Origin of the sequence: Pseudomonas sp. 10-1B (genome assembly GCF_000935045.1) — a bacterium.
Lineage (GTDB): Bacteria > Pseudomonadota > Gammaproteobacteria > Pseudomonadales > Pseudomonadaceae > Aquipseudomonas.
In genome coordinates, this window is sequence record NZ_JYKS01000088.1 from 1 (window position 1) to 12,057 (window position 12,057).

Sequence of the window (12,057 nt, forward strand, 5' to 3'; positions counted from 1 at the left end):
CACCGGCAAAGCCGGTGCCTGCCACCGCGTCGCCCGCTTCGCGGCTAAAGCCGCTCCCACAGGATTGTGTCCGATCGCGACACAAGGCCATTCCTAAAGCACCCACGTGATATCGTTCCCACCTCAGCCACCCGCGCCTCCCAGAGACCTCCCGATGCCCAACGCCACCCATCTCCACCCCGGCTTCATGATCGTCCACGGCAACCGCCTCGACGACTTGCGCAGCCTGGTGGTGAGCTGGATGCGTCGCTACCCCTTGGCGCCGCTGGAAAACGAAATCGCCCTGGTACAAAGCAACGGCATCGCCCAATGGCTCAAGCTGGCCTTGGCCGAAGACCCGCAAGAAGATGACCTGGGCGGCTGCGGCATCGCCGCCGCAATCGATGTGCAACTGCCAGGCAGCTTCATGTGGCAGTTGTACCGAAGCGTGCTGGGCCGTGACGAAATTCCCGAGGTTTCCCTGCTCGACAAGGCACCGCTGACCTGGCGCCTGATGCGCCTGCTCCCGGCCTTGATCGAGCGCCCGCATTTCGAGCCGCTGCGGCGTTTCCTCACCGACGACAGCGACCTGCGCAAGCGCTACCAGCTCGCCGAGCGCCTGGCCGACCTGTTCGACCAGTACCAGGTCTACCGCGCCGACTGGCTCAAGGACTGGGCAGCTGGCGAGCACATCCTCAATACGGCACGCAACGAGCGCAAACCGCTACCCCCAGGTAATCGCTGGCAGGCCGAGCTGTGGCGTGCATTGCTGGAGGATGTCGGCGAGCAGGGCATGGCGCAGAGCCGCGCCGGGGTGCATCAACGCTTCATGGCGCGTATCAACAGCCTGGAACAGGCACCTGCGGGGCTGCCACCGCGGGTGATCGTTTTCGGTATCTCCTCTCTGCCGGCCCAGGCCTTGGAAGCCCTGGCGGGCCTGGCGCGCTTCAGCCAGGTGCTGCTGTGCGTGCATAACCCCTGCCGTCACCACTGGGCCGATATCGTTGCCGACAAGGACCTGCTGCGCCACCAGTACAAACGCCAGCAACGCAAGCAGGGCATGCCCCTGCAGCTGGACGACCAGTCGCTGCATCAGCATGCCCACCCGTTGCTGGCCGCCTGGGGCAAACAGGGCCGCGACTACATCAACCTGCTCGACAGCTACGACGACCCAGGCAGTTACCAGGGCGTGTTCAGCGATGGGCGTATCGACCTGTTCAGTGACGGCTCGCCCACCACGCTGCTCAACCAGTTGCAGGATGACATCCTCGAACTGCGTCCGCTCGCCGAAACCCGCGAGCTCTGGCCGCCAGTGGACCTGGCGAAGGACCGTTCGGTCCGCTTCCACGTCGCCCATAGCCCGCAACGTGAAGTGGAGATCCTCCACGACCAACTGCTGGCCCGCTTCAGTGCCGACCCGAGCCTGCGCCCGCGAGACGTGATCGTCATGCTGCCCGCCATCGATATCTACGCGCCGCATATCCGCGCGGTGTTCGGCCAGTTGCAACGCAATGATCCGCGCTACATCCCGTTCACCCTGACCGACCAGGGCCAGCGCGGCCGCGAGCCCTTGCTGATCGCCCTCGAACACCTGCTCAAACTGCCGGATAGCCGCTTCGCGGTCAGTGAAGTGCTCGACCTGCTGGACGTGCCGGCAGTCCGCGCCCGTTTCGGTATCCGCGACAACGACCTGCCCACGCTGCACCGCTGGATCGAGGGCGCTGGCATCCGCTGGGGGCTCGACGCCGAGCAGCGAGCCAGCCTGGGCTTGCCCGCAGGGCTAGAGCAGAACAGCTGGCGTTTCGGCCTGCGGCGCATGCTGCTGGGCTATGCCGTGGGCATAGGAGAGGCCTGCGACGGCATCGAACCTTACGATGAAATCGGTGGCTTGGACGCGGCGCTGATCGGCCCGCTGGCCGCCCTGCTCGACGCCCTTGAAGTGGCGTGCCAGGCCTTGTCCGAGCCCGCCACCGTCGGCCAGTGGGGCGAGCGCCTGCACGCTTTGCTGCAGGTGTTCTTCCTGGCCGAGGGCGAGCGCGACGAGGTCCTGCTGATGCAGTTGCAGGATCTGCGCGATAGCTGGCTTGAAGTGTGCGAAGCCGTCGGCCTGCAAGACCCACTGCCGCTGACCGTAGTGCGCGAAGCCTGGCTGTCGGGCCTCGACCAAGGCAAGTTGTCCCAGCGCTTTCTTGCCGGCTCGGTGAACTTCTGCACCCTCATGCCCATGCGCGCCATCCCTTTCCGGGTGGTCTGCCTGCTGGGCATGAATGATGGCGACTACCCCCGCGCCCAACAGCCGCTGGACTTCGACCTGATGGCCAGCGACTACCGCCCCGGTGACCGCTCGCGCCGCGAGGATGACCGCTACCTGCTGCTCGAAGCGCTGCTGTCGGCGCGTGACCAGCTGTACGTCAGCTGGGTCGGGCGCAGCATTCGCGACAACAGCGAACGCCCGGCCTCGGTACTGATTGGTCAGTTACGCGATCACATCGCCGCTGGTTGGCATCTGGCTGGTGCGGAGCAAGGGCTGCCACAACAACCGGGTGAACAACTGTTGCATGCGCTGACCCAGGAGCACCCGCTGCAGCCATTCAGCCCACGCTATTTCCAGAAGGACAGCCCGCTGTTCAGCTATGCCCACGAATGGCAGGTACTCCACCGGCAAGGCCAGGAAGACGAGCAGGGCGAGCCTGGGCTGCCGCCTTACCACGACGATGACGCCCTGAGCCTGACCCAGCTGAATGACTTTCTGCGCCACCCGGTGCGGCACTTCTTCAGCCAGCGGCTGAAGGTGTATTTCGAGGCACTGGAGGCACCGACCCCGGACGAAGAACCGTTCGTCCTCGATACCCTGCAACGCTACGGCGCCAGTGAGAGCCTGCTGGCTGCGGCCCTGGCCGACCCGGACCATGCCGAACAGGCCTTGCGGGCCCAGGCCCGACGCCTGCAGGCCTGTGGCTTGCTGCCACTTGCCGGTTTCGGCGAGTTGCTGCAAAGCGAGCTGATCGAGCCGCTTCCCGACCTGCTGCAACGCCATCGCCAATTGTTGCAACGCTGGCCACAGCTGGTCGAAGGTGCATTGCCGGTGCATTTCGAGCACGGCAAGCATCGCCTCGAAGGCTGGCTGGGCCGGGTGTTCCAGGCGGATGACCAGAGCATGCTCAGTATCACCACGGTGCCCAATACCATCAGCGCCGGGCGCAACAGCCTCAAGTGGCACCGCCTGATCGCACCCTGGGTCACGCACCTGGCGGCCTGCGCGGCAGGTTACCCCTACCACAGCGCGCTGGTGGCCAGCGACTTGACCTTGCTGCTTGCGCCGCTGCCGCAAGACCAGGCCGCACAACTGCTGGGCGATCTGCTGGTGGCCCGCCAGGCGGCGATGAACGCGCCGCTGCCAGTCGCAGCCAAGACTGCGTTCGCCTGGCTGGCCCAGGACGATGCCGACAAGGCCCTGGCTGCAGCAGCCCGCGCCTACGAAGGCGACGAGCGCAGCAGTTTCGGCGAGCGCAGTGAAAGCATCGCCCTGGCCCGCCAGTTCCGCGACTTTGCCGCGCTGACGGCTGACGAAACCTTTGAAGGCTGGTGCGAAGCCTTGTACGGCCCGTTATTCAACGCCCCTTGGCAGACCCTGGGCAACTCGGAGAATGGCGCATGACCCAGGCTCGTCCCTTGGCATTGAGTTTCCCCCTGCACGGCAGCCAGCTGATCGAGGCCAGCGCCGGCACGGGCAAGACCTTCACCATTTCGGCGCTGTACCTGCGGCTGATCCTCGGCCACGGCGGCGAGCAGGGCTTCGACCGCGAGCTGCTGCCACCGCAAATACTCGTGGTGACCTTTACCGACGCTGCCACCAAAGAGCTGCGTGAACGTATTCGCGCCCGCCTGGCCGAAGCCGCGCGCTTCTTCCGGGGCGAGCTGCAGGCTGCCGACCCGCTGCTGCACCAGTTGCGTGACGACTACCCGCAAGAGGCCTGGCCGCGTTGCGCCAGCCGCCTGGAAGTCGCCGTGCAGTGGATGGACGAGGCCGCGGTTTCGACCATCCACGGCTGGTGCCAGCGCATGCTCCGCGAGCATGCCTTCGACAGCGGCAGCTTGTTCACCCAGACGTTGGAAACCGACCATAGCGACCTGCTGGGGCAGGTCATGCGCGATTACTGGCGGCGCTTCTGCTACGGCATGCAAGGCGAAGCCCTGGCCTGGGTGCGCGGCAACTGGGCTAGCCCCGACGCCTTGCTGCCGCGGATCCGCCCGCTGTTCGGCCGCGTGCGCCTCCAGCAGGATGGGCCGGAACCCGAGGCGCTGATCCTGGCGTCGCTGCAGCAACGTGGCGAGCAGTTGGCCCGGCTGAAGGCACCGTGGGCGCAATGGGCCGAGGAACTGCGGCAGATCTGCCGCGATGCGCTGGCCGCCAAGCAGGTCGACGGGCGCAAGATGCAGGCCCGTTACTTCGAACCCTGGTTCGACAAACTCTGCAGCTGGGCTGGCGATGAGCAACTCGTGGAGCTCGACCTGGGCACCGGCTTCACCCGCCTGACCCCAACTGGCATGGCCGAAGCCTGGAAGTCGGGCGAACCGCCCGCGCACCCGGCCCTCGACGCCATGCAGACCTTGCAGCAGCAGTTGCGGGCCTTGGCCAGCCCAGATGCACCTTTGCTCGAGCACGCCGCCAGCTGGGTATCGGCTCGTTTCGAAGTCGAGAAGCGCCGGCGAGCGGAGATGGGCTTCGACGACATGCTCCTGCGCCTGCAGCACGCCCTGGCCAGCGAGGCCGGCGAGCGCCTGGCCAGCCTGATCCGCGAACAGTTCCCGGTCGCGCTGATCGACGAGTTCCAGGACACCGACCCGGTGCAGTACGGCATATTCGAGCGTATCTACCAGATCAGCGAGAACCGCGCGCAAACCGGCCTGTTCATGATCGGTGACCCCAAGCAGGCGATTTACGCCTTCCGTGGTGCCGACATCTACACCTACCTCGCTGCGCGACGTGCCACCAGCGGCCGCCTGCATAGCCTGGACACCAACTACCGCTCCAGCGAGGCCATGGTTGCGGCGGTCAACCAGGTGTTCCTCCAGGCCGAGGCGCGTGAAGCGGGGCGTGGCGCGTTCCTGTTCCGCGAGGCCGATGACAACCCGCTGCCGTTCATCGAGGTCCGCGCCAAAGGCCGTAACGAGCAACTGCTGATCGACGGCGAAGCCTGCGCAGCCCTGCAGTGCTGGCAACTGGAGAGCGAAGAGCCGGTCTCTGGCAGTGTCTACCGCCAGCAACTGGCGGCCAGTTGCGCCAGCCATATCGTGGCGTTGCTCAATGGTGGGCAGCAGGGCACGGCGGGCTTCCGCAATGCCGACGGCGAATGGCGCCCTTGCCGGCCATCGGACATTGCCATTCTGGTGCGCGATGGCCATGAAGCGCAGATGGTTCGTGCCGAGCTGGCGGTGCGCGAGGTGCGCAGTGTGTACCTGTCCGACAAGGACTCGGTGTTCGCTGCCCAGGAAGCTCACGACCTGTTGGTCTGGCTCAAGGCCTGCGCCGAGCCCGACTCGGAGCGCCTGCTCAAGGCCGCCCTGGCGAGCCTTACCCTCGGTCTGTCGCTGGCCGCCCTGGACCGGCTGAACCAGGACGAGCGGGTTTGGGAAGACTGGGTGATGCGTTTTCGCCGTTACCGCGAGACCTGGCAGCGCCAGGGCGTGCTGCCGATGCTGCGGCACCTGCTGCACGACTTCCAGCTGCCGCGCACGCTGATCCGCCGCAGTGATGGCGAGCGGGTACTGACCAACCTCCTGCACCTGGCCGAGTTGCTGCAACAGGCCGCCGGCGAGCTGGATGGCGAACAGGCGCTGATCCGCCATCTGGCCGAACACCTGGCCAGTTCCGGCCAGGCCGGCGAAGAGCAGATCCTGCGCCTGGAAAGCGACGAACAGCTGGTCAAGGTGGTGACCATCCACAAGTCCAAGGGCCTGGAATACCCCTTGGTCTACCTGCCGTTCATCTGCACCAGCAAACCGGTGGACGGCAGCCGCCTGCCGCTGGCCTGGCATGACAGTCAGGGCAATGCCCATCTCACCCTCACCCCGGACCAGGAGCAGATCGAGCGCGCCGACGACGAGCGCTTGGCCGAAGACCTGCGCCTGCTCTACGTGGCCTTGACCCGTGCCCAGCATGCCTGCTGGCTGGGCGTTGCCGACCTCAAGCGCGGCAACCAGAAAAGCTCGCAGCTGCACCGCTCGGCATTGGGTTACCTGCTGGGGGGCGGCAACGCCCTGGCGGGCTCGCAGCAGTTGGGGGGCTGGTTGCAGGCATTGGCTGCTACCTGCCCGCACATCACCTGCCCAGGCCTGCCGCAGGCAGATGAGCAGGTGTACCGCATGCCGCAGGCCGAACGTGAGCTGCTGCCGGCACGCAAGCCGCGCCGGGCGGCGGCCGAGCACTGGTGGATCGCTTCGTACAGTGCGCTACGCGTTGGCGACCAGACCCTCGGCGCCGACAGCTCGCAGGCCCAGCAGCTGCTGGATGACGAAGTGGTCGATGCCCAGGTGCTGCGCGAGGTCCCGGCCGACAGCGGCGATATCCACCGCTTCCCGCGTGGGCCGAACCCCGGCACCTTCCTGCATGGCCTGCTGGAGTGGGCGGGCCGCGAGGGCTTCAACCACGTCAGCGGCAACCCACAGCTGATCGAGCGAACCGTTGGCCAGCGCTGCAATCGCCGCGACTGGACCGGCTGGATTCCGACCCTGAGCCAGTGGCTGCAACGCCTGCTGGGCGAGGCGCTGCCGTTGCCGGGCAACGACCACAGCGTGACGCTCGGGCAGTTGCGTCACTACCAGATCGAAATGGAGTTCTGGTTCGCCAGCCACCAGGTCGATGCCGAACAACTCGACCGCCTGGTGGCACGCCACACCCACCCCGGCCTGGCACGCCCGGCGGCGCAGCCGACCGTGCTCAACGGCATGTTCAAAGGCTTCATCGACCTGGCGTTCGAGCTGGACGGGCGTTACTACGTGACCGACTACAAGTCCAACTGGCTGGGCCCGGACATCCAGGCATACGATGCCCAGGCCATGGAAAAGGCCATCCTCGAGCATCGCTACGACCTGCAGTACGTGCTGTACCTGCTGGCCCTGCATCGCCAGTTGCGCGCCCGCCTGCCGGACTACGATTACGATCGCCATGTCGGTGGCGCCCTGTTCATCTTCCTGCGAGGTGCCAGCAGCAGCGGCCAAGGCGTGTACCACGCCAAGCCACCGCGTGAGCTGATCGAGGCCCTCGATGCGCTGTTCCGTGGCAAGCACACGCCCGCACAGCAGGACCTGTTTGCCGGAGCCGTGATATGAGCCGAAGCCTCGTCGACCTGTTACCCACACCGCTGCACGCCGAGCACCTGCTTGCACTGGCGCCACAGCATGACAGCGGCGACCTGCTGCAACTCCTCGACCGTTGGGTAGAGCGCGGCTGGCTACGTGCCTTGGACCGCGCGTTCGTGTCGTTCCTGGAAGAGCGCGCCCCAGGCAGCGATCCCTTGCTGTTGCTGGCCGCGGCGCTGGCCAGCCACCAGTTGGGCCATGGTCACGTCTGCCTGGATCTGCAACAGACCCTGGCCGAGCCCGACTTCGCCCTGTCGTTGCCGCCGGAAGGCGATGCACTGACCGGCCCCTTGCTGCTGCCGTCGCAGTTGCTGGCCAACCTCGACCTCCACGCCTGGCGTCAGCGCATTGCTGCCAGCCCGCTGGTGGCGGCCGGCGATACCCCAGGCCAGCAAGCGCGGCCACTGGTGCTCAGCGGCGAGCGGCTGTACTTGCGCCGTTACTGGAGCTACGAGCGGCGCATCGACCATACCTTGCGCCGGCGCCTGACCCAGGCCGAAGCGCCGCCAGCCGACCTGCCAGGCCGCCTGGCGCAACTGTTCGACGGTGGTGCGCCAGCTGGCCAGGTGGACTGGCAGAAGCTTGCCTGCGCCTTGGCCACCCGCGCCGCATTCAGCATCATCACCGGCGGCCCCGGCACCGGCAAGACCACCACCGTGGTACGTCTGCTGGCCTTGCTGCAGGCGCCGGCGGTGGAGCAGGGCAGGCCGCTGCGCATCCGTCTGGCCGCGCCGACCGGCAAGGCGGCCGCACGCTTGACCGAATCCATCGGCCAGCAGGTCGAGCGCCTGCAGGTCAGCGCCGAGGTACGCGAGCAGATCCCCACCGAGGTCAGCACCGTGCATCGCCTGCTTGGCAGCCGCCCCGGCTCGCGGCACTTCCGCCACCACGCCGGCAACCCGCTGCCGCTTGATGTGCTGGTGGTCGACGAAGCCTCGATGATCGACCTGGAAATGATGGCCAACCTGCTCGATGCCCTGCCGCCACGGGCACGCCTGGTGCTATTGGGCGACAAGGACCAGTTGGCCTCGGTCGAGGCCGGGGCGGTGCTGGGCGACCTGTGCCGGGATGCCGAGGAGGGCTGTTACTCGCCGGCGACCCAAGCCTGGCTGGAGCAGATCGGGGGCGAGTCGCTGGCGGGCAGTGGCCTCAAGGCCGGCGATGAACGGCGCAATCCGTTGGCCCAGCAGGTGGTGATGCTGCGCTTCTCGCGACGTTTCGGCGAAGGCAGCGGCATTGGCCAGTTGGCCCGGCTGGTCAACCGCCAGGACTCCCATGCGGCGCGCAACCTGTTGGCCACGCCGCCACCAGATGTGCATAGCCTGGCCCTGAAGCATGAGCAGGACCGTGCCTTCGACCGCCTGCTGCTCGACGGCCTCAACCGCGGTAGCGAAGGCCCGCAGGGCTACCGCAGCTACCTGCGCACCCTAGGCCGCTTCCGCCCGGCGCTCGATACCGCCTTTGACCACCCCGCGTGGGAGCAATGGGCGGGCAAGGTGCTGCACAGCTTCGAAGACTTCCAGTTGCTGTGCGCGGTACGCCGGGGCGCCTGGGGTGTCGAAGGCCTCAACGAACGGGTCGCGCGGGTGCTGCACAATGCCGGGCTGATCGATAGCCTGCAGCCGTGGTACGAAGGGCGCCCGGTGCTGGTGACCCGCAACGACTATGGCCTGGGCCTGATGAACGGTGACATCGGCATCGCCCTGCGCCTGCCGGATGAGCGCGGCGAGCCGTTGCTGCGGGTGGCGTTCCCGCGTAACGACGGCAGTGGTGGCGTGCGTTTCGTCCTGCCCAGCCGGCTCAACGAGGTGGAAACGGTATTCGCCATGACCGTGCACAAGTCCCAGGGCTCGGAGTTCAGCCACACCGCCCTGGTGCTGCCGGATGCGCTCAACCCGGTGCTGACCAAGGAGCTGGTGTACACCGGCATCACCCGCGCCAAGCACTGCTTCAGCCTGATCGAGCCGCGCCAGGGCATTTTCGAAGAGGCGGTGGCGCGCAAGGTAAGGCGTATCTCTGGGTTGATGCTGGAGCAGGTCTGACCCTGTAGTGGCCCCATGGGAGATCCCCCTGTGGGAGATCACCCAGCCCTATGGGCTGCGCTGTCGCGCAGAGAACTCAATTCGTAAGCGCGACGCGGCCTCTGTGGGAGCGGGCGTGTCGAGGCGTCGAACCGCCGCGAAGAATCCAACGCGGTGGGTGGCACCGGCTGCGCCGGTGTTCGCGGGCACGCCCGCTCCCACAGAGGAACGCAAATGCCTTCGAGTTCGGCGTCTTTCATACAACAAGACGGCCATATGCTATCGTTGCGCCGATATAAGAAAGGACCTCAAGAGATTTCCCGCATGACCGTGGCCGCAAGGCAAGTGACAAGCTGTGCACTTTCGCTATTGCTGGCCGTCCTGCTCCTTTGCGCGGGCCCTGCCCGGGCAGACCTCGCCACAACCGCCGTCCAGGCCCAGCAACGTGCCAAGGCCGTCACCCAGGTGGTACTGGGCATCTTCAGCTACGCCCGCTGGCCCGTCGAACCCTCACCCTTGCGCCTGTGCCTGGTCGGCCCGACCGAGTATGCCGATGACCTGATCAAGGGCCATGTGCAAGAGTCCGGCCGCCCCTTGCAGGTGAAGCGCCTGCTGGCAGACGACACCCAGGTCGCCCAGGCCTGCGACGCCATCTATATCGGTAAACTCGACCAAGGCCAGCGCGACAGACTGTTCGAGCGTGTCAGCGGTCACCCGGTGCTGAGCATCAGTGAAGCGGACGACCCTTGTACGGTCGGCAGCCTGTTCTGCCTGCGGGTCAGCGATCAGCAGGTAGCCTTTGAAGTCAACCTCGACTCGGTGGCGCGTTCCGGTGTGCGCATTCACCCCAGCGTGCTGCAATTGTCGCGGCGCCGGGCGGTGCAGCCATGAAGCCGGCCAGCAAACGCCGCGTACGCCCGACCCTGCGTTCGGTGCTGGGCCGTGGTCATCTCAGCGTCGCCCTGCTCGCCGTGGGCCTGGCCGGTATTTCCCTGACCCTGCTGGGCGTGCTTGCCTTGCGGGTCTATGCCAACCACAACCTGCACCTGATCGCCCGCTCGATCAACTACACCGTGGAAGCGGCAGTGGTGTTCGACGACAGCGCCGCGGCCAACGAATCGCTGGCGCTGATCGCCAGTACCGAGGAAGTGGCCGAGGCCAAGGTCTTCAACAACGAAGGTGAGCAACTGGCCCACTGGCAGCGCAGCGATACCGGCATGCTCGCGAAGCTGGAAGTGCAGGTTGCCAGCGCCTTGCTGGATGATCCGGTCAACCTGCCGATCATGCACCAGCAGAAGAAAATCGGGCACATCGAACTGGTCGGCCAAGGCCGTAGCCTGTTGCTGTTCATGCTCAGTGGTCTGGCTGGCATCCTGTTTTGCACGGTACTCAGCGCCCTGGCTGCCCAATACCTTTCACGGCGTTTGCTCGGCGATATCGTCCGCCCGCTGCGGGGCCTGGCCAGTGTCGCTCACGCTGCCCGCCGTGAGCGCAGCTTCGACCGGCGCGTAGCGGAAGCGCCGATTGCCGAGCTCAACGAACTGGGCAACGACTTCAACGCCCTGCTGGATGAGCTGGAGGTGTGGCACAGCCACCTGCAGAACGAGAACCAGACCCTGGCCCATCAGGCCAGCCATGACAGCCTGACCGGCCTGCCCAACCGCGCCTTCTTCGAGGGCCGCCTGAGCCGCAGCGTGCGTAATGCCACGCGGCAGCAGGACCACTTGGCGCTGCTGTTCCTCGACAGCGACCACTTCAAGCAGATCAACGACACCCTCGGCCATGCGGTAGGTGATGAAGTGCTGATCAGCGTGGCCGACCGCGTGCGCGCCCAGTTGCGCGAACAAGACCTGGTGGCACGCCTGGGTGGCGACGAGTTCGCCGTGCTGCTGACGCCTTTGCATTCGCGCCAGGACGCCGAGCACATTGCCGAGAAGATCGTTGCCAGCATGAAGCTGCCAGTGCAGCTGGACAGTGGCCGCAGTATCGCCACCTCACTGAGTGTCGGTATTGCCTATTACCCGGATGACGGCGCAGACCCCGCCAGTCTCCTGAATGCCGCCGATGCGGCGATGTACCAGGCCAAGCGTAAACGCCGTGGCCATTGGCAAGTGGCGCAGACGGAACGGTCCGCCAACCAAATCAATAACAGGAGTTGAACCCGTGAAACAGGCTTTACGTTTTTCCGTTTGGTCCTTGCTGCTCGCCGTGCTGGCGCTGACCGGTTGCCAGAGCACGCCACCCAAGGGCCTGACCCCTGAACAGATCGCCGTGCTCAAAAGCGAAGGCTTTACCCCGACCGACGAAGGCTGGGCCTACGACTTGTCCGGCAAGGTGCTGTTCGGCAGCGACCTGGACAGCCTCAACGGCCAGAGCCAGGCGATTGTCCAGCGTATTGGCAAGGCGTTGCTCGGCGTTGGTATCCAGGGTGTGCGGGTGGACGGCCATGCTGATGCGTCGGGCAAGGCGGCGTATAACCAGCAGCTGTCCGAGCGACGTGCGCAAAGCGTGTCCAGAGCGCTGGTCGCGGTAGGCATGCAGGCGCAGAACATCCAGTCCCGTGGGTTGGGCAGCAGCCAACCGGTGGCGGACAACCGCACCAGCGCCGGGCGTACCGAGAACCGGCGGGTGTCCATCGTGGTCGCTTCCTACTGACCCCGGTCTCGTGGCTCACCACATTCCCCTGTGGGAGCGG

General features: G+C 66.2%; 6 protein-coding genes. All 6 read left to right on the forward strand.

Annotation, left to right across the window (positions count from 1 at the left end; translation table 11 throughout):
• Positions 1-154: 154 nt before the first annotated feature.
• The 6 genes from recC (at position 155) to TZ03_RS27375 (ending at position 12,017) form a co-directional block, all read left to right on the forward strand.
• A complete protein-coding gene (gene recC, locus TZ03_RS27350; RefSeq protein ID WP_051101439.1) occupies positions 155-3,637 on the forward strand; it encodes an exodeoxyribonuclease V subunit gamma in 3,483 nt (1,160 codons plus the stop codon).
• The gene (gene recB / locus TZ03_RS27355; protein ID WP_051101440.1) at positions 3,634-7,311 is read left to right on the forward strand and encodes an exodeoxyribonuclease V subunit beta; all 3,678 of its coding nucleotides are present in this window, start codon (positions 3,634-3,636) and stop codon (positions 7,309-7,311) included. Before recC ends, recB begins: the two co-directional genes overlap by 4 nt.
• Positions 7,308-9,383: an exodeoxyribonuclease V subunit alpha gene (recD, locus tag TZ03_RS27360; RefSeq protein WP_051101441.1), complete on the forward strand. Its 2,076-nt coding sequence runs from the start codon at positions 7,308-7,310 to the stop codon at positions 9,381-9,383. Before recB ends, recD begins: the two co-directional genes overlap by 4 nt.
• 303 nt (positions 9,384-9,686) lie before the next feature.
• Entirely contained in the window at positions 9,687-10,253 is a 567-nt protein-coding gene (locus tag TZ03_RS27365; RefSeq protein WP_051101442.1) for a YfiR family protein, read from the forward strand.
• Positions 10,250-11,521: a diguanylate cyclase domain-containing protein gene (locus TZ03_RS27370; protein ID WP_051101443.1), complete on the forward strand. Its 1,272-nt coding sequence runs from the start codon at positions 10,250-10,252 to the stop codon at positions 11,519-11,521. The genes TZ03_RS27365 and TZ03_RS27370 overlap by 4 nt, the downstream gene beginning before the upstream one ends.
• Positions 11,522-11,525: 4 nt before the next feature.
• Positions 11,526-12,017 (forward strand): OmpA family protein, encoded by a 492-nt coding sequence (locus TZ03_RS27375; protein WP_051101444.1) that lies wholly within the window; start codon positions 11,526-11,528, stop codon positions 12,015-12,017.
• Positions 12,018-12,057 lie beyond the last annotated feature (40 nt).

Excerpts from the sequence above, each read along its gene's own strand:
- TZ03_RS27370 (WP_051101443.1), top strand. The coding sequence starts at position 10,250 with ATGAAGCCGGCCAGCAAACGCCGCGTACGCCCGACCCTGCGTTCGGTG.
- TZ03_RS27365 (WP_051101442.1), top strand. The coding sequence starts at position 9,687 with ATGACCGTGGCCGCAAGGCAAGTGACAAGCTGTGCACTTTCGCTATTG.
- recC (WP_051101439.1), top strand. The coding sequence starts at position 155 with ATGCCCAACGCCACCCATCTCCACCCCGGCTTCATGATCGTCCACGGC.
- recD (WP_051101441.1), top strand. The coding sequence starts at position 7,308 with ATGAGCCGAAGCCTCGTCGACCTGTTACCCACACCGCTGCACGCCGAG.
- recB (WP_051101440.1), top strand. The coding sequence starts at position 3,634 with ATGACCCAGGCTCGTCCCTTGGCATTGAGTTTCCCCCTGCACGGCAGC.